This is a genomic window from Nonomuraea sp. JJY05 (assembly GCF_043496855.1).
Lineage (GTDB): Bacteria > Actinomycetota > Actinomycetes > Streptosporangiales > Streptosporangiaceae > Nonomuraea.
This window is the reverse complement of sequence record NZ_JBIEIS010000055.1, coordinates 1-16,945: the sequence shown is the minus strand read 5'-3', so window position 1 is coordinate 16,945 and position 16,945 is coordinate 1. Positions and strand designations below refer to the sequence as shown.

Below are 16,945 nucleotides of genomic sequence, written 5' to 3'. Positions count from 1 at the left end.
CCTTTCTCGCTTCGGATGCGGGCGGTTCGCGGCGTTGGGCGGCCAGGACTGAAGCTTCTTTCCTCCTGATGGCTTGGCATAGCGGAACGGTGCCCCCAGTGAGTCTCGGGGGAGTCAGGCGATGGATGCTGCTCACCACGGTTCGGGGATGACTCCGCACAGGTAGGGGGACGCCTCCAGCAGTTCCGGTGTCAGCGTGATGCCGGTGAGATGCTCGGCGAGGAGGAACGCCGGCCCGTCGCTGGGGTAGAGGTGTCTGTAGTCGGCGTCGATCCGCTGCATGGTCTCCATGACCTCGTCCGGTACGTCTTCCGCGTAACCTTCGTCAGCGATGAAGCAGAACCGGATCTTTCCAGCTTCGCTCCAGTAGAAGTACTCGACGCCTTCGACGTCGCGGAAGTGGGAGACGAGGCGGGTTCCCGCCGACAACGAAGTGATGATCTTTTCATCGGTGCCGAGCCCGCCGTTGGGCTCAACGACGAACACCCAGTCGCCTATGGAGGCAGCGCCTGCCGTATGCCTGCCTACCGGGGCGAGCGGGTGATCGTTTGCGGTAGGCAAGCGCGCCGTCACTTGTTCCAGGCCACCAGGAACTCCGCCAACGAGATGCGCCCGTCCACGTCCCCATCCTGCTCGTCCGAGGCCTTGAAGATCGAGTCGAGCTCGGCGGCGGTGACCTCCTCGCCGCGCGCGTTCATGGCGAGCGCGAACTCCTCGCGCGTGATGTATCCGTCCCCGTCGCAGTCGAACTCCTGGAACGTGGCGGTCGGGTCGTCGAGATCCGGCATGGGTGACCTCTCATCGTGCGATTCATGCGACGTACTGACAAAGCAACATCGAAGCACGAGCTTGTGCCCCGCGCGAGGAATGACGGGCCGAGGGGACGAACTGCCTTGGTGAGGTCCCGAGCCTGAGCGGCCAGTGCCGAGTTGTCGCCGGTCGCGCGGACGGCGGCGAGGGAGTTCGGGCTTTCGCGTCCGGTCTTGCTCGGCGTGCGCGACCTCGGTCACCGCCTCGGTCCGGTTCGTTCGGCTTGATGGGAAAGGCACGATGTAGTACCTGAGAGACCATCTCGGATTCGCGGGGCTCGATCGGCCGGCCTACAGGCTCAGGCCGGTCTCCAGGTGTGCCAGTGCCGTGTCGATCTCGGCGGGCCCGTCCATGCGCGCGTCCTGCGCCCATTGGAGCCAGACCATGGCCACGACCCCGAAGACCGCGCCGACGGCGTTTCGGATGCGCGGGTCGTCCGTGCCGCATCCGGCTCTCTCCGCCACCGCCTCGCACACCTCATGGATCATATGAGGACTCCTGCGCAGGTTGGCGACCAGCAGTTCGGGCACGGTGGCTGCGAACACCTCCCGCGCGTGCCCCGCGGCGATCTCTTCGGCGGACAGGGCGGCGAACGCCGTGCGGAACGCGCCGCGCAGCACGGTGACCGGTGCGCCTGGCGGCTGAGTGGCCAGAGCCTCGACGAGAGGCGGGAAACGGTCGAGCGTGACCAGATGCTCCTTCGTCGGAAAGTAGCGGAAGAAGGTGGCGGGAGAGATCTCTGCGGCCTCGGCGATCTGCTCGACGGTGGTGGCGTTGTAGCCGCGCTCGCGGAAGAGCCGGAACGCCTCGCGCAGGATCGTCTCCCTGGTCCTGGCCTTCTTGCGTTCGCGTAGCCCACCGTCACCCATGCGTCGAACTTTATCGTGCCAGCAAATGATGGTGTACTCTCAATTGAGAGAGCTATCTCAAATTGTGCGGAGTAGTGGTGACGGAAGCGCACACGACATCACGTACGTCAACGGAGGTGGCCCGTCATGGGCGAAGACGTCAACGGCCTGCATCATGTGGGCCACATCGTGCTGGACATGGAGCAGGCGATGGAGCGGTATCGCCGGCTGGGCTTCACGGTGTCCCCACCTGCCTATCCCGTTCTTCCCCGGGTGGCGGGAGGCCCTGGTGAGCCGTTCGGGGTGTCCAACACCCACGTGCACTTTCCCGGCAACTTCGTCGAGTTGGTGGCCGTCATCCACGAGACCGGCCGCGTGCCCGGGGGAGCCCGTCCGATCCCGCTGCAGGTGCCCGACGACAAGCTGCCAGGGCTGGTGGCCGCCCTCGACGCCACCGCCGCGAACATCAGGTCCTTTCTCCAGCGTTTCCAGGGTCTCCACATCATGATCGCCAATGCGCCGGACATCGACAGCGTCGCCGCGCGGCTGACCGCCGGCGGCGTCGGTCACGGCGGCGTGCACGCCATCCAGCGGCCCGTGGAGACCAGCGCGGGGATCAGGATGGAGCCCGCTCGCTACCTTGAGATCTCCGATCCCGAATTGCCCGCCGGGCGCGTGCCAGAAGGCCGGATCGGGTTCGCCGAGAACGCGCCCGTCGAAGCGCCCCAGGACCAGCCGCATACCGGCCATCCCAATGGTGCGACCGGTCTGGTCGAATGCGTGCTGTGCGTCGCCGACCCGGCGCTGCCCGAGCTGGAGCGGCGCTACGGAACCTACTTCGGCCAGGCGCGGGACAGCCGGCTCGCGCCGGGCGCCGGCGCGGCGCGTTTCGACCGGGCGGACGTCACCGTCGTGTCCGCGTCGGCGCTCGCCGGCCTGCTGCCCGGTGAGCGTCCGGCGGCGCTGCCGGCGTTCGTCGCCTACACGGTGTCGGTACGCGACATCGCCGTCACCCAGCGGTTCCTGCGTGACAACGACATCCCGGTCACCCGAACCGGTCCCGGGGAGATGTTCGTGCCCGCCTCCGCTGCCCTGGGCACCGCGATCATCTTTCGCCAGGACGACTGAGACGACTTCCGCCCGACGAGCTCATGACGCTCCTACGGGAGGGCGGTCACGTAGAGTCACCCCGGTGCCGGGGTGCGGGTCCGCTCGGCGTCGGAGTAACGGCCAGGGCCTGGCGCTCCCGTCGGCGGCCTCGTCAATGCCGATGCTGTCGCGATCGACGAGGCCCTCGATGGGGCGGACGTCGCGGGGTCTCCCGCGGGCGGCGGTCAGGGTGCGCTGCGGGATTCCGCCGTGGTGATGGGTGCGTGCTCGGGGCCGCACAACGCCAGGATGAGCGGGACCGATCAGCCGGTCTCAGGCGAGCGTGACCTCGACGGGAAGCTTCTTGATGCCGTTGACGAAGTTGGAGCGCACCCGCGGCACCTCACCGGTGACGCGGATGTCGGCGAGGCGGGGGACGAGCTCCTCGAACATGATGCGGATCTCGGTTCGGGCCAGGAGGTTGCCCAGGCACAGGTGCGGGCTGCTCTTGCCGAAGGTGACGTGGTCGTTGTTCGTGCGGGTGACGTCGAAGGCGTACGGGTCGGCGAAGACCTTCTCGTCGCGGTTGCCGGAGGCGTACCACATGACGACCTTGTCGCCTTCTTTGATCTGCTTGCCGCCCAGCTCCACGTCGCGGGTGGCGGTGCGGCGGAAGTGGTAGACCGGCGAGGCCCAGCGCAGGAACTCCTCGACGGCGCCGGGAATGAGTGAGGGGTCGCGGCGCAGGAGGTCGAGCTGGTCGGGGTGCTCGATGAGGGCGAGCGTGGCGTGCGAGATGGCGTGCCGGGTGGTCTCGTTGCCGGCGACCACGAGCAGCAGGAAGTAGTTGTCGAAGTCCTGCTCCGAGAGGGGGACCCCGTCGCGCGGGGTCTCGTTGACGAGCTTGGAGACCAGGTCGGTGCCCGTGCCGCCGCGTCGCTGACGAGCGAGCTCCCGGCCGTAGACGAACACCTCCAGGGAGGCGGGGGAGCGGAAGGGCAGGTGCTTGTACTGCTCGCTCTCCGCGCTGCCCAGCGGCACGTCGGCGTAGTCGGGGTCGGTGTTGCCGATGATACGGCAGCTACCTGGAGCCCACCGTGTTCGACCGGGTCACCCCCGGCATGCGGCTGGCCCGCGAGGAGATCTTCGGCCCCGTGCTGTCCGTGCTCACCTTCGACGACCTGGACGACGCGGTCGCGCTGGCCAACGCCACCGAGTACGGCCTGGCCGCCGGCCTGTGGACCGCCGACCTGTCCACCGCCCACAAGGTCGCCCGCGCGCTGCGGGCCGGGACGGTCTGGGTGAACTGCTACGAGGAAGGCGACCTGAGCGTGCCGTTCGGCGGCATGAAGCAGTCGGGCAACGGCCGGGACAAATCAGCCCACGCCTTGGAGAAGTACACCGAACTCAAGACCACGTGGATCCAGCTGTGAGACCCCTGATCGCCATTCCCGCCCGCTTCTCCACCTCGGCCTCGGGGCTGCGCCACCGCGCGGAGGTGAACGCCCGCGCGCTGGTGGAGGCCGTATGGCTCGCCGGGGCCGAACCCGTCTCGCTGCACCCGCACGCCCCCGCGGGCGTCGCCGATCCGGTCGAGGTCGCAGGCCGCCTGGTCCGCTTCGACGCCGTCCTGCTGCCCGGCGGCGGCGACCTCGCCCCGCACCGGTACGGCGACCGTACCGCGCACGAAAGCGTCTACGACGTGGACGACGAGCAGGACGGCTCCGGCCTGGAGGTGGCCCGCCAGGCCCTTGCCGCCGGTGTGCCGCTCCTGGCCGTCTGCCGCGGCCTCCAGGTGCTCAACACGGTGCTGGGCGGAACCCTGGAGCAGGACATGGGTGGTACTGAGCCGGCGCACCGCCACGTGGTGCACCCGGTCGCGGTGCTTCCTGGGTCGCTCCGGCAGACGACCGGGGCGCAGAAGGTGAGCGCGTCCTGCTACCACCACCAGCGCGTGTTGCGGGTCGGCGAAGGGCTGGCGGTCCGGGTGTACAGCGCCACCGCCTGCCCGCCGCTGGTGGCCGTGCTCTCGTCGAAGTCGTTGGCGATGGTCAGGTTGCGGGCGGTGAAGTCGTGGCCGTGGACGAACATGGTCGAGCTGCCCGTCGTGCCGTACTCTCCGGCGAAGCGGTTGTTCACGATGACAGTGCTGTCGGGCGAGCGGCCAAGCCCGCGCAGCGTGATGTACGGCTTGTTCGACGGCACCGTGACGATCTCGCGATAGGTGCCGGGGGCGACGGTGATGGTGACCGGGCTGGGGTTGCCGCCCGGCACGGCATCGATGGCGGCCTGGACGGTCGTGTACATCCCGCTGCCGTCGGCGGCCACCGTCGGCCGCTGCGTCGCGGTGGCGGGTGACGTCGCCGTGACCACCCGCCTGCAGCACCGACGCAGTGGCGGCAAGGATGATCCAGCGGCTTGCCTTGCCGAGGTTGCGCGTTCTCATCACCTGGCCCTACCTGCCGATCGAGTCCTGCGGGCCGGAGAAGGCGGCCAGCACCTGGGGGAGAGCGGTGGCGGGGTCGACGGTGTAGGAGTAGAACCTCGTCGGGTCGAAGGCGACCCCCTGCTCCTTGATCAGGCCGTCACGCCAGGAGCTCGTGCCGGTGACGACGTTGGCCCGCTGGACCAGCTCGCCGGCGGGGTCGACGAAGTAGGGGTCGGCCACGTTGTGGAAGAGGCTGTGCTCGATCACGGCCTTGGTCTCGCCGCGCGCCCAGTTGCCGTACGACCTGATGTCCTGCAGGTAGTTGCTGTACATGTGCATGTTCAGCAGGTTGCCGCCGCTGGGGTTGCGCTGGTTGGTGCGGGCGAACCAGTTGTGGTGGAGGGTCATCTTCGTGATGAGGTTGGCCGTCCACCCGATCCCGAGGGTCTTGTTGTTCTCCAGGAACTGGTTCCACGACACCGTGATGTCGGTGGCGTCCTTGCGGCTGTCGAGCAGGCCGTCGTTCATCCGGGCGAGCCGGTTGTGGTCGATCCAGACCTTCGTCGCGGAGTCGATCTGGATGGCGTCGTAGTCGAAGTCCTTGTCATCCGGGTCGTCCTCGGGCATGAGGGTGTCGCGGATCGTCAGGTTCCGGATGATCACGTTGCTCGTGGTGGCGCCGAGGAAGAAGCCGCCGCCGACGATCTCACCTGCCGTGCCGACCCCGATGATGGTCTTGTTGGAGGCCACCTTGAGCTCGGTGCCCTTCGGGCTGATCTCGATCGCCCCGGCGACCTTGATGATGTACGGCTCGGCGGCCGTGACGTAGGTGTTCAGCTCCTCCTGGGTGGTCACGGTGACGACCTGGCCGCCCTGACCCCCGGTGGTGTCGGCGGCGAAGCCGTCGGCCTGGTCGGACCAGTGGCGCGGCCCGCCCACCGGGCGGAAGGTCCAGAGCCGGTCGGCGATCCGGTACTTGCCGTCGCCCGCGTAGGTCAGCGTGACCTCGGCGGAGCTGCGGTCGGCGCCGTTGACCAGGCGGACCTGGCCGCCCGCCGCGGCCTGCAGGCGGAGCTCGGCGGTGCGGCCGCGGCAGGGCCGTTCCCGGAGCTTGATGTCCAGGCACCGGCCGGTCTCGGCGTTGACGATGTGGTAGCCGCCGCCCACGCGGCCCGCGGCTGAGGCCGGGGTCGCGGTGGCGGCGAGCAGGATCAGGGTGGCGGCTGCCATGGCGGCATGACGCGCAGTGGTCACAGGGGGGTTCGCTTTCTGAGGAAGACCGGCCGGGGTGGTCGTCGCACGGCCGGGATTCTGGGGCGAGGTGCCCTCACTGTAGGAAGGCCGTGGAATTACCGTCAATGGCTTTCCTTAATGTTTGTTTCACCGATTGACGTAACCCGAAACCTCGCCGTAGCCTCCTGGCAACCCCCCGTGAGAAGGGCAAGACGACTCATGATTTCCAGAAGAGACATGCTGCGCACCGCCGGTCTGACCGGGCTCGGCCTGGCCGTGGCCGCCTGTGGACGTGGTTTCGGAGGCGGCGGCAGTGAGGCGGCCTCCGGCAAGATCCAGCTGAACATGGTCTGGTGGGGCGACGCCTTCCGCGCCCAGAAGACCCAGGCCGCGCTCGACCTGTTCATGAAGGCCAACCCGGGCATCACCATCAAGACCGAGTACCAGGACAGCGGCCCCTACAAGGACAAGCTGGCCACGCGCTTCGCCGCCGGCAATCCACCGGACCTGATGATGATGCGGATGGACAGCCTGCGGGAGTACGCCGACCGCAAGTCGCTGCTCAACCTCAATGACCATCCCGGCATCGTGGACACCGCCAACCTCAGCCAGGCCGCGACCGACCTCAGCAAGGTCGGCGACGCCGTCTACGGCATCCCCTCGGGGCTCAACGCGATCGGCTTCATCGTCAACAAGACGATCACCGACCAGTACGGCGTGACCATCCCCGACGGCGCCACCTGGACCTGGCAGGACCTGGCCAAGTTCGCCAAGCAGCTCACCGACAAGAGCGGCAAGAAGGTCTACGGCACCCTGGTGGACCCGGCGACCCTGGCCAACCTCGTCGTCTACGTCTCCCAGCAGGGCGAGGACCTCTTCACCGCCGACGGCAAGTTCGGCGTCAGCGAGGCCACGCTGACCACGTGGTTCCAGATGTTCGAGGACATGCGGAAGGAGGGCGGCTTCCCGCCCGCGGGATTCGTCGAGACGATCGGTTCCTCGCCCGACCAGTCCTACATCGCCAAGGGCTCCGTCGCCTCGCAGATCATCCCGAGCAACGGCTTCCTCGGCTACAACAAGGTCGCCGGCGGCAACCTGGCGCTGCTGGGCATCCCCGGCGAGGCCACCGCCAAGCGGCGCGGCACGAACATCGGCACCCCGGCGCTGTGGTCGGTCGCAGCCTCCTCCAAGCATCCGAAGGAGGCGCTGCAGCTGCTCAACTTCCTCATCAACGACGTGGAGGCCAACAAGGCCATGGGCACCACCCGCGGCGTTCCGGCCAGCACCGTCGTCGCCGACGCGATCAAGCCGACGCTGGAGAAGGACGACCAGGTGGCCACCGACTACCTGATCGGCCTGCAGAAGCAGACGCTGGTCGCCGTCCCGCCCTACCCCAAGGGCGCCAGCGGCATCCAGGACGAGCTCACCGCGGTCGCCCCCGAGGTCGAGCACGCGAGGCTGACTCCGGCCGAGGCCGCCAAGAAGGTCATCGAGGCGGCGACGAAGGCTTTGTCGCAGTGACGCTCGCGCCCGTGAAGGACCCGGCCGTGTCCGGGGCGCCGGTTGCGCCGCCCAAGGCGGCGAAACCCCCTCAGGACCGATCGGGCTACCTGTTCATCCTGCCCTGGTTCCTCGGGATGGCTTTCACGATCGTCCCGTTCTTCGCCTCGCTCTACCTGGCCTTCACCGACTACAACCTGCTGAACGTGCCGAACTGGATCGGCCTGGAGAACTTCGCCGAGATGTTCTCCGACGAGACCTGGTGGCAGTCGGTCAAGGTCACGGTGATCTACACCTTCGTCTCGGTGCCCCTCTCGCTGGCCGCCGCGCTGGGTGTCGCCATGCTCCTCAACCGGGGCGTGCGTGGCCTGCCGGTCTACCGGGCGATCTTCTACCTGCCCTCGCTGCTGGGCGGGAGCGTGGCGCTGGTGCTGCTGTGGCGCTACATCTTCGGCCTCAACGGCATCGTCAACGCCTTCCTCGGCTTCTTCGGCGTCGAGAAGATCGGATGGACCTCCGACCCGGACTACGCCCTCACCACGCTGATCATCCTGCACATCTGGACGTTCGGCTCGCCGATGGTGATCTTCCTGGCCGGCCTGAAGCAGATCCCGGCGATGTACTACGAGGCCGCCGCCATCGACGGCGCGACCAAGTGGCAGCAGTTCCGCAAGATCACGCTGCCGCTGCTCAGCCCGATCATCTTCTTCAACCTGATCCAGTCGCTGATCTCCTCCTTCCAGACCTTCACGCAGGGGTTCATCTTCAGCGGCGGCAAAGGCGGGCCCGCGAACTCCACGATGTTCTACAACCTCTACCTGTACAAGCAGGGGTTCGAGCAGTTCCACATGGGCTACGCCTCCGCGATGGCCTGGATGCTGCTGATCATCATCGCGGCGTTCACCGGGCTCAACTTCCTCCTGGCCAAGCGGTGGGTGCACTATGACAACTGACGAGACCTACATCGAGCGCCTCGGCAACACCCGCCGCAAGCGCTTCGGCAAGCACCTGCTGCTCTGTCTGTTCAGCATCGTCATGCTCTACCCGCTGGCGTGGCTGCTGTCCAGCTCGCTCAAGCCGACCGGGATCGTCTTCAAGGACCTGTCGCTCTGGCCCGCCGAGTGGGACCTGTCCAACTACACCGAGGGCTGGACGGCCCTGCAGTTCCCCTTCGACCTCTACCTGGTCAACTCGGTCGTCATCGTCGTGCTGAGCATCCTGGGCAACCTGCTGTCGTGCTCGCTGGCCGCCTACGCCTTCGCCCGGCTCAACTTCCGCGGCCGCAAGCTCTTCTTCGCGCTGACGCTCGGCACAATGATGCTCCCCGGTCACGTGCTGCTGGTGCCGCAGTACATCGTCTTCGCCAAGATGGGCTGGCTCAACACCTACTTCCCGCTGATCGTCCCCAACTTCCTGGCCACCAGCGCCTTCTACATCTTCCTCATGGTGCAGTTCATCCGCTCGCTGCCCAGGGAGCTGGACGAGGCGGCCCGCATCGACGGCGCGGGCACGTTCCGCATCTTCTGGAGCGTCATCCTGCCGCTGTGCAAGCCCGCCTTCGCGACCACGGCGATCTTCACGTTCATCTCGACGTGGAACGAGTTCTTCAGCCCGCTGCTCTATCTGACCGAGCAGGAGCTGTACACCGTCCCGCTGGCGCTGCGGCAGTTCATCGACTCCGAGGGCCAGTCGCAGTGGGGGCAGATGTTCGCCATGTCGTTCGTCTCCCTGGCCCCGGTCATCGGCTTCTTCATCGCCGGCCAGAAGTACCTGGTCAAGGGCATCGCCACCACAGGACTGAAATGAGACGCTACGCCTTCGTCGGGACCGGCTCACGCGCCCGGATGTACCTGGACGCCCTGCTCGGCCCCTACGCCGACCTCGGCCGTCCGGTGGCCTTCTGCGACACCAACGAGGTGCGCATGGCCTACTACGACCGGGTCGCGGGCGCCCCGCTGCCGCACTACGCCCCTGACGACTACGACCGGGTGCTGAAGGGGGCGGACGTGGTGGTGGTCACCTCGCCCGACGCCACGCACGCCGGCTACGTCAGCCGCGCGCTGCGCGCGGGCGTGGACGTGGTCGTGGAGAAGCCCATGACCACCGACGTGGAGGGGCTGCGCCGGATCGGCTCGGCTCTGGTCGAGGGTACGGCGGAGCTGACGGTCACCTTCAACTACCGGTATTCGCCCCGCAACAGTCTCATCAGGCAGTTGCTCGCCGACGGCGAGATCGGCGACGTCACCTCGGTCACCTTCGAGTGGTGCCTGGACACCGTGCACGGCGCCGACTACTTCCGCCGCTGGCACCGCGACAAGTCCGCCTCCGGCGGGCTGCTGGTGCACAAGGCCACCCACCACTTCGACCTGGTCAACTGGTGGCTGGACGACCGGCCCGAGGTCGTCTTCGCCCGCGGCGGGCTGCGCTTCTACGGCCGGGCCAACGCCGCGCGCCGCGGCCTGGGACCGCGGCCGGACCGGGGGCCGGTCGCGGGCGACCCGTTCGCCCTGGACCTGGCCTCCGACGAGAGGCTCCGCGAGCTGTACGGCGCCGGCGAACACCTCGACGGCTACATCCGCGACCGCGACGTCTTCTCCGACGGCATCACCATCGAGGACAACCTCAACGTCGTCGTCGGCTACCGGGGCGGGGCGTCGATGTCGTACAGCCTGCACGCGCACTGCCCGTGGGAGGGCTACCGGGTCGCGATCAACGGTACGGCGGGGCGCATCGAGCTCGACGTGGTGGAACGGCCCCACGTCTCCCCGACGGGCGTCTCGGCGACCATCGGCGCGGCCACGGCCAACCCGGATTCCGGTACGGCCCGCGGCCCGGCCGCCCGCCGCGAGGGCGAGCCCGGCTCGGTGCTCGACCCGAGTGCCGAAGCCGAGGGCTCCGGGAGCGGCCCCGCCGGCAGCGGGCACCGCACCCGCGGTTCGCGGCTGTTGCTGCAGCGGCACTGGGAGCCCGCCGTGGAGATCCCCATCCCGGACGGCGCGGGCGGCCACGGCGGCGGTGACGCGATGCTCCTGCACGACGTCTTCCGCGGACCCTCCGGTGACCCGCTGCGGCGGCAGGCCGGGTTCGCCGAGGGGGCGGCCAGCGTGCTGGTGGGGGTGGCGGGCAACGAGTCGCTGCGCACCGGCCGCGCCGTGCGGCTGGACGAGCTCGAGCCGATCCCGGTCAGGTCCGCGCGATGACGCCTGCCGTACTCGTGGCGGCACCACTCGGGGGTTACGCTCAGAACTCCCGAGTACGAGAAGGCGGCGAGATGTCTGCGGAAGTGTTGCGGCTCGACGGGCGTAAGGTCGCCACCTACGTCTGGCGGCCGGAGGCGCCCGCCTCCAGCTCGCCGCGTCCCTTCCTGCATCCGGTACGCACGCTCGCTGGCCGTACCGTCACCGACGCCGTCCCCGACTCCCACCCGCACCAGTTCGGCATCGGCGTGGCCTACCCCGACATCGACGGGGTCAACTTCTGGGGCGGGCGCACCTTCGTCGCCGGCCACGGCCCTGCCTGGCTGGACAACCACGGCTCGCAGCGGCACGAGCGCTGGGAGCGGCGCGGCGGCGACGAGCTGGCGCACAGCCTGCGCTGGCTCGGTCCGGACGAGCGGGTGCTGCTGCACGAGCGTCGCGCGATCGGCTGCGAGCCGGTGTCGGGCAGCGTGTGGGCGCTGTCGGTGCGCAGCAGGCTGGCCAATGTCACCGACCGGCCGCTGGAGGTGCGCAGCCCGGCCGCCAAGGGGCGGGTGGGCGCCGGGTACGGCGGCTTCTTCTGGCGCGGCCCGGCGGTGTCGGGCGCGACGGTGCTGAGCCCGGCGGGTCCTGGGGCGGAGCCGGTGCACGGGCGCAGCGCCGCGTGGGTGGCGGTGGCGGGGGCCGACTGGACGATGGTGTTCGTGCCAGGCGACGCGGAGACCGCCGGCGACCGGTGGTTCGTGCGGGCCCGCGACTACCTCGGGGTGTGCTCGAGCGCGGCCTGGGACGAGCCGCTGGTGCTGCAGCCGGGCGAGGAGATCGCCCGCCATGTGGTGGCCCTGGTCGCCGACGGCGTGCTGAACGCCGAGTCGGCGGCCGAACTGGTCGCCGAGAGCGAACGCGGCGCGACAGCCTACGGGCTCCCTGCGGCGGACCGCCCGGTGCTCGGCGGCGCACCGGGCTTGCCCTCGCGCCCGGTGCTCGGCGGCACGCCGGGCTTGCCCTCGCGCCCGGTGCTCGGGGGCGCACCGGGCTTACACTCGCAGCCGGTGCCATGACGGCCGCCTTCCGGCTGAGCGGGCCGCGGCCGCCCGAGGGCGCCGTCCGGCAGGAGGATCTACGCGATCTCAACCTCAAGGTGGTCTTCCAGCACATCCTCGACGCGGGCCGCCCGATCTCGCGTACGGAGCTGGCCACCGCGACCGGGCTGACCCGGCCCACGATCACCCGCATCGCCGAGGAACTGCTGGCCGGGCGGCTCATCACGGAGAAGGGCGTCACTCACAACGGCCGCGCGGGCCGTCCCCGGGTGGGCCTGACCCTCTCGGACCGGGGACCCGCCGGGCTGGGCCTGGACATCCGCGCCGACGGGCTGGCCGCCTGCGTCGTGGACCTCACCGGTACGGTCCGCCACCTGACGTTCGCGCCCATGCCGCCCACCGGACGTGACGCCGAGGCGGTGCTGGGCTCGCTGATCCGCATGGGCTGCGAGGCGATCGAGGCGGTCACGGCCAAGGAGCTGACCGTGGTCACCGCGACGCTGGCGGTGCCCGGACCGGTCGACGGCGGGGTGGTGCGCATCGCGCCCGCGCTGGGCTGGCGCGACGTCGACGCCGGAACGTTCCTGGCCGACCTGGGCGTGCCGTGCGTGGTGGACAACGAGGCCAACCTGGCCGCGCTGGGCGAGCTGTACGCCGGGGACGACCCCCTGGGGAGTTTCCTGTACGTCTCGGGAGGGCTCGGCATCGGCGCCGGGATCGTGCTGAACGGCAGCCTGATGCGCGGGGCGCGCGGCTGGAGCGGCGAGCTGGGGCACGTGACCGTCGAGCCGGAGGGCGCCGCGTGCGCCTGCGGGTCGCGCGGCTGCCTGGAAACCTACGCCAGCACCGGCGCCATCCTCGGCGCGCTGCGAGGAGCACCCGACCGGACCGACGCCCGCGACAGTGCCGTTCCCGGAGAAGCCGGTGACGCTTTCGAGAGGATCAACCCCGACTCCGTCATCACCAGCCGCGCCGAGGCCGCCGACCCTGCCGCGCTGGTCGCGCTCGACCGGGCCGGGAGCGCGCTCGGCATCGCGCTGTCCGGCGCGGTCAACGTGCTCGACATCGACTCCGTCCTGCTCGGCGGCAGTTTCGCGCTGCTGTCGTCGTGGCTGACCGACCCGGTGCGCGCCGAGATCGACCGCAGGGTGCTGACCGCCTCCTGGTCGCCGGTCACCATCCGCCCCACCCTGCTCGGCCCCGACGCGGCCGTCATCGGCGCGGCGCTCACCTCCATCGACCAGATCCGCCGCCGCCCCACCACCTGGCTGGCCCGCCAGAGCTGAGTTGGCACGTGCGAGACTGGGTCCATGGCGACCGGTGTAGGTGGCGCGCAGAAACGTCGGGCGGGCAGGGGCACAGGCCGGCTCCCGACGATGAAGGACATCGCGGACCATCTGGGGGTCTCGCGGCAGTTGGTCTCGCTCGTGATGAGGGGCGTTCCCGGGCCGAGCGAAGAGTCGAGAGAACGGATCCTGGCCGCGGCCGCTGAGCTCGGCTACCGGCCGAACCGAAGCCGCCCGCACCCCCGCCGACCCCGGCCTCACCACCGTCACCTACACCCTGGCCGACAGCTCACCCCACGCCGCCGCCTTCGCGCGACTCCAGGATCACATCCCGCCGCCATGAAGCAGGCCGCACGGCTCGCTCCCTCGCGGATGTCGTCGCGACGACGACGCCCGCGCCGCGCCCGCCACGCCGACACATCACCAGCCGCCATCAGGGAGATTCCAACGCCGAACACCGGCGCATCCGCGCCCGCATCCAGCACACCTTCGCCCGGCTGAGGAACCACAAGATCCTGCGCGGGTGCCGACGGAAGCGAGCCGGTCTCCACCACGCCGAAGAAGGCCTGGAGTGGCTTCGCCGGCAGATCTGACAAGTGACAGCAGGCTTACCGGCACGGCAGCCCTGGTGGAGGGCCTGGAACGGCCCCGGTCCGTGGAGACGCTGTTGGCGAAGTAGACCGAACAGGAAGGGCCCCGTGATCACTAACGTGATCACGGGGCCTTTCCTGTGCCAGGAGCTGTATGCCGAGCCAGCTTCACCGCTGAAAGCAACAGGATGAGGGCGGAGCTCGGGATGCTGTGACCGGTAACTTCCACCGGGTTGGTTGCACCTAGCAGCTGCGGTTGGCGGGGACTTCGAAGATGAGTCCGAGACCTTCCTCTTCGTCCCAATCTTCGCCGACCTGGACGAAGCCGAAGCCGGCGATCGTGGCCAGGGACGCCACATTGTCAGGACTGATCGTCGCCCGTACGGTCTTGACCTCCGGTTCGGCCGCGGCCCGGCGCAACAGCTCGATCAGGATGGCTCGGCCATAGCCCTGGCGGCGGAAGTCAGGAGCGACGGCGTAGCCGATCTCCACCATGCCCGCCTCATCGGGCGGTCCGTGAAATCCGGCATGACCGATGACGACACCTTCAGGCCCGGTCACCGCCTGCCGCGCCATCCACCGCGCGTGGCGGGGATCGGCGGCCATCTGGTCGAGCCGAACCTGCCACAGCGACCGCGCTCCATCTGTCACGAAGTACTCAGTCAGCGCGACCCCAGCCGTGTCACTGGCTGCGGCCAGATCCCCATCGAGCAGAGCGGACATCGCGGTGCTCGACAACTCGACAAAGCGCACTTGCTTCGAACTGGTGGGGAACGACGTCTGTTGATCAGCTTCATCTGTCACCGTGCGGATGGTCGCAGAACGTTGGGCAGACGTCCAACGAATTTTGGAGTGATTGATCAACCGCACTTGCTCACGACAGCATCCACCACCACGAGCACCAACCCGCTGAGAGTCATGTCGGGTACCGATTCTCCTGCTTTGCGGCGCTCATCGTAAAAGTGAATCGCTGCACTACTGCTACGCCGACCATTCGGTCATGCCGCAGGGCGTAAGGCTGCGAAGTGCGGGTTGGAGCCAGCGGGATTCCTGTCAGCCAGGCATCGAGCCTGGTGAGGTTCATCGCCGCGGCGATGAACAGATGCTGGAGATGGGTCTTGGCGGTCCCGCGGTAGCGGGATCTGCGCAGGCCAAAGCCTTTGACGCCTTGGGCGGTGGTGCCCTCCACGCCTGCCCTGTGGGCATAGCGTTGCTGCCACTCGTCGGTGCTTTGCCTCGCTCGTGCGCGTTGCAGAGCTTCATGCTCCTCCTGCGGACGCAGGGTGATGCGCCGGCCCTTGGCCCTACGGGTGCACAGGTCCCGGCTGGGACAGTCCTTGCAGCTACGCATGGAAAAGCGCACCCGGATGACCGGAGTTCCGCCTTGATCGATTTCGTTGGCCCAGGGCGAGCTCTTGGCTCCGGTGGGACAGGCCATGACGCGGTTGTCCCAGTCGATGGTGAAGTCGCTGACGGCGAAGCCGTTGCCTTCGGCGCTTTGCCAGGCGTTGTCGGGCATCATCGGTCCCAGCAGTTCGATGCCGCGGCGATCGGCGCGTGCGAGGTTGTGCGCGCTCATGTAGCCCTTGTCGGCCAGGTGGACCGCCGGTGTCAGTTCACGCGAAGCCAGGGCCTCCTGAACCAGGCCGGTGGCCTCGTAGTCGCTGCCGGGCGACGGAGCGGTGATCACGTTGGTGATCAGATGTGGGGCGTCGGTGTCGCAGGTCTCGGTGAGGTGCACCTTGTAGCCGTCCCAGTGCGAGTCGCGCTTGGTTCCGGCTCGGGCGTCGCTGTCGTAGGGCGAGATCTGGCGGATCGTGCCCGGCGGCTGCTCGTCCGGGGTTCGCCAGCGCAGTTGATCGTCGATGGTGACGTACTGCTGGATCCATACGTGGCGCAGCGTCTGCACTGCGGGGAGGTCGCGCAGCCATCCAGGGGCGGCCTGCGAGTAGACCGCGCGCAGGACGCCATTCCCGTCGGCGCCGATCTCGTGGCCGAGTTGGATGCGCTCGGGCTTGTTCTTGGGCAGCCGGTAGTCCTCGATGCGGGCCTCGTAGCGTTCGAACCATCCAGGTTCGGCTTGGGCCCGCAGCCAGTCGGGGGCTGCGGCGGCCAGCGCGTTGAGCGCGGCGCGCACCGTTTCATGCACCTGCTCCAGCCGGTTCATCGTGCGCATGGCCATGAGCACGTGGGTGGAGTCGGTTCGCTGCCGGCCCCCGGCTCGAAGCAGCCCGGCGGTTACGGCACGCTCCAAAATCGTGTCGAGCAGGCTCTGCTCGAGCGATCCTGCGATCAGGCGATCCCGGGACTCGCTGAGCACTGAGTAGTCAAAACCGGCATCGGTCAGCTCCAGCCCGAGCGCGTACTTCCAGTCGATCCGCGCCCGCACAGCCTCGGCCGCCTGCCGGTCGGACAATCCCTCGCCGAACTGCAGAATCGACACCAACGCCAGCCGCGCTGGGGACAGCGCCGGGCGGCCACGGACAGAGAACGCCGCAGCGAAGTCCTCATCCTGGAACAGGACACCCAACGCATCCCGGATACGGATCGCCAGGCTGCCCTTCGGAAAGGCTGCCCGGGCTACCGCCAGGGTGGCTGCCGGGATCTGACCTGGACCAGTCGAACGCAGCGACACCCACAACTCCATCCGCGAGCAAGAACGACAACAACGGCCCCATGATCACAGAGGTGATCATGGGGCCGCTTCTGTTCGATCTACTTCGCCAACGGTGTCACGTGGATGGACGGGGGCCGTTTGTCGTCACCGGGCGGTCTGCCTCTCTTCTTCGGAGGCTGCGGGTCACAGGCTGCGGGCGGTGATGTCGCCGTGGGAGGTGGTGGCGTGGATGTCGAGTTCGGCGGTGCCGTCGTTCTTGAGGGCGTTGGTGATGCGGCCGTGGGTGGTGCCGGCGTCCAGGGCG

17 protein-coding genes and 1 pseudogene are annotated in these 16,945 nt (G+C 68.8%); 10 read left to right on the top strand and 8 right to left on the bottom strand.

Translation table 11 applies throughout. From position 1 onward, the window contains the following. Positions 1–132: 132 nt before the first annotated feature. From ACFKCF_RS52395 to ACFKCF_RS52385, 3 genes are all read right to left on the bottom strand, one after another. Entirely contained in the window at positions 133–573 is a 441-nt protein-coding gene (locus ACFKCF_RS52395) for a DUF6461 domain-containing protein (RefSeq protein WP_394503738.1), read from the bottom strand. Then, a complete protein-coding gene (locus ACFKCF_RS52390; protein ID WP_394503736.1) occupies positions 570–788 on the bottom strand; it encodes an EF-hand domain-containing protein in 219 nt (72 codons plus the stop codon). Before ACFKCF_RS52390 ends, ACFKCF_RS52395 begins: the two co-directional genes overlap by 4 nt. 312 nt (positions 789–1,100) lie before the next feature. Next, entirely contained in the window at positions 1,101–1,679 is a 579-nt protein-coding gene (locus ACFKCF_RS52385; protein WP_394503734.1) for a TetR family transcriptional regulator, read from the bottom strand. Positions 1,680–1,805: 126 nt separating this feature from the next. Between ACFKCF_RS52385 and ACFKCF_RS52380 the strand changes: the two genes are divergently transcribed. After that, a complete protein-coding gene (locus ACFKCF_RS52380; RefSeq protein ID WP_394503732.1) occupies positions 1,806–2,786 on the top strand; it encodes a VOC family protein in 981 nt (326 codons plus the stop codon). A gap of 294 nt (positions 2,787–3,080) precedes the next feature. Here the strand turns inward: ACFKCF_RS52380 and ACFKCF_RS52375 are convergent, their stop codons facing one another. Further along, complete coding sequence (locus ACFKCF_RS52375) at positions 3,081–3,788, bottom strand: cytochrome P450 (RefSeq protein WP_394503730.1); 708 nt, start codon at positions 3,786–3,788, stop codon at positions 3,081–3,083. A 56-nt stretch (positions 3,789–3,844) separates the two neighbouring features. Here ACFKCF_RS52375 and ACFKCF_RS52370 point away from each other — a divergent pair, with 56 nt between their 5' ends. Beyond that, positions 3,845–4,180 (top strand): aldehyde dehydrogenase family protein, encoded by a 336-nt coding sequence (locus ACFKCF_RS52370; RefSeq protein WP_394503728.1) that lies wholly within the window; start codon positions 3,845–3,847, stop codon positions 4,178–4,180. After that, positions 4,165–4,725: pseudogene (locus ACFKCF_RS52365) on the top strand (gamma-glutamyl-gamma-aminobutyrate hydrolase family protein); the annotation flags it as partial. The gene ACFKCF_RS52370 and the pseudogene ACFKCF_RS52365, both read left to right, overlap by 16 nt. On the opposite strand, the gene ACFKCF_RS52360 reads toward ACFKCF_RS52365, so the two are convergent. Together ACFKCF_RS52360 and ACFKCF_RS52355 are read right to left on the bottom strand one after the other, a co-directional pair. Continuing rightward, on the bottom strand, positions 4,686–5,054 hold the full coding sequence (locus tag ACFKCF_RS52360; protein ID WP_394503841.1) for a pectinesterase family protein: 369 nt from the start codon (positions 5,052–5,054) through the stop codon (positions 4,686–4,688). The pseudogene ACFKCF_RS52365 and the gene ACFKCF_RS52360 overlap by 40 nt on opposite strands. 148 nt (positions 5,055–5,202) lie before the next feature. Further along, a complete protein-coding gene (locus ACFKCF_RS52355; RefSeq protein ID WP_394503726.1) occupies positions 5,203–6,405 on the bottom strand; it encodes a polysaccharide lyase family 1 protein in 1,203 nt (400 codons plus the stop codon). 222 nt (positions 6,406–6,627) lie between these two features. Here ACFKCF_RS52355 and ACFKCF_RS52350 point away from each other — a divergent pair, with 222 nt between their 5' ends. The 7 genes from ACFKCF_RS52350 to ACFKCF_RS52320 all read left to right on the top strand — a co-directional run bounded on the left by ACFKCF_RS52350 (position 6,628) and on the right by ACFKCF_RS52320 (position 13,935). Beyond that, positions 6,628–7,929, top strand: a complete 1,302-nt coding sequence (locus ACFKCF_RS52350) for an ABC transporter substrate-binding protein (RefSeq protein WP_394503724.1) — start codon at positions 6,628–6,630, stop codon at positions 7,927–7,929. Between the two features lie 11 nt (positions 7,930–7,940). After that, entirely contained in the window at positions 7,941–8,861 is a 921-nt protein-coding gene (locus ACFKCF_RS52345; protein WP_394503722.1) for a carbohydrate ABC transporter permease, read from the top strand. After that, a complete protein-coding gene (locus ACFKCF_RS52340) occupies positions 8,851–9,714 on the top strand; it encodes a carbohydrate ABC transporter permease (protein WP_394503720.1) in 864 nt (287 codons plus the stop codon). The genes ACFKCF_RS52345 and ACFKCF_RS52340 overlap by 11 nt, the downstream gene beginning before the upstream one ends. Next, the gene (locus ACFKCF_RS52335; protein WP_394503718.1) at positions 9,711–11,108 is read left to right on the top strand and encodes a Gfo/Idh/MocA family protein; all 1,398 of its coding nucleotides are present in this window, start codon (positions 9,711–9,713) and stop codon (positions 11,106–11,108) included. The genes ACFKCF_RS52340 and ACFKCF_RS52335 overlap by 4 nt, the downstream gene beginning before the upstream one ends. 71 nt (positions 11,109–11,179) lie before the next feature. Beyond that, complete coding sequence (locus tag ACFKCF_RS52330; protein ID WP_394503716.1) at positions 11,180–12,166, top strand: PmoA family protein; 987 nt, start codon at positions 11,180–11,182, stop codon at positions 12,164–12,166. Beyond that, positions 12,163–13,434, top strand: a complete 1,272-nt coding sequence (locus tag ACFKCF_RS52325; RefSeq protein ID WP_394503714.1) for an ROK family protein — start codon at positions 12,163–12,165, stop codon at positions 13,432–13,434. The genes ACFKCF_RS52330 and ACFKCF_RS52325 overlap by 4 nt, the downstream gene beginning before the upstream one ends. 24 nt (positions 13,435–13,458) lie before the next feature. Next, positions 13,459–13,935 (top strand): LacI family DNA-binding transcriptional regulator, encoded by a 477-nt coding sequence (locus tag ACFKCF_RS52320; protein ID WP_394503712.1) that lies wholly within the window; start codon positions 13,459–13,461, stop codon positions 13,933–13,935. A 332-nt stretch (positions 13,936–14,267) separates the two neighbouring features. On the opposite strand, the gene ACFKCF_RS52315 is transcribed toward ACFKCF_RS52320, so the two are convergent. Then, positions 14,268–14,828: a GNAT family N-acetyltransferase gene (locus ACFKCF_RS52315; protein ID WP_394503710.1), complete on the bottom strand. Its 561-nt coding sequence runs from the start codon at positions 14,826–14,828 to the stop codon at positions 14,268–14,270. 112 nt (positions 14,829–14,940) lie between these two features. Next, on the bottom strand, positions 14,941–16,659 hold the full coding sequence (locus ACFKCF_RS52310) for an IS1182 family transposase (protein ID WP_394503708.1): 1,719 nt from the start codon (positions 16,657–16,659) through the stop codon (positions 14,941–14,943). Positions 16,660–16,945 lie beyond the last annotated feature (286 nt).

Coding starts and splice junctions, on each gene's coding strand:
- ACFKCF_RS52390 (WP_394503736.1), bottom strand. CDS start 788: ATGCCGGATCTCGACGACCCGACCGCCACGTTCCAGGAGTTCGACTGC.
- ACFKCF_RS52385 (WP_394503734.1), bottom strand. CDS start 1,679: ATGGGTGACGGTGGGCTACGCGAACGCAAGAAGGCCAGGACCAGGGAG.
- ACFKCF_RS52380 (WP_394503732.1), top strand. CDS start 1,806: ATGGGCGAAGACGTCAACGGCCTGCATCATGTGGGCCACATCGTGCTG.
- ACFKCF_RS52360 (WP_394503841.1), bottom strand. CDS start 5,054: ATGTACACGACCGTCCAGGCCGCCATCGATGCCGTGCCGGGCGGCAAC.
- ACFKCF_RS52355 (WP_394503726.1), bottom strand. CDS start 6,405: ATGGCAGCCGCCACCCTGATCCTGCTCGCCGCCACCGCGACCCCGGCC.
- ACFKCF_RS52350 (WP_394503724.1), top strand. CDS start 6,628: ATGATTTCCAGAAGAGACATGCTGCGCACCGCCGGTCTGACCGGGCTC.
- ACFKCF_RS52340 (WP_394503720.1), top strand. CDS start 8,851: ATGACAACTGACGAGACCTACATCGAGCGCCTCGGCAACACCCGCCGC.
- ACFKCF_RS52335 (WP_394503718.1), top strand. CDS start 9,711: ATGAGACGCTACGCCTTCGTCGGGACCGGCTCACGCGCCCGGATGTAC.
- ACFKCF_RS52330 (WP_394503716.1), top strand. CDS start 11,180: ATGTCTGCGGAAGTGTTGCGGCTCGACGGGCGTAAGGTCGCCACCTAC.
- ACFKCF_RS52325 (WP_394503714.1), top strand. CDS start 12,163: ATGACGGCCGCCTTCCGGCTGAGCGGGCCGCGGCCGCCCGAGGGCGCC.
- ACFKCF_RS52320 (WP_394503712.1), top strand. CDS start 13,459: ATGGCGACCGGTGTAGGTGGCGCGCAGAAACGTCGGGCGGGCAGGGGC.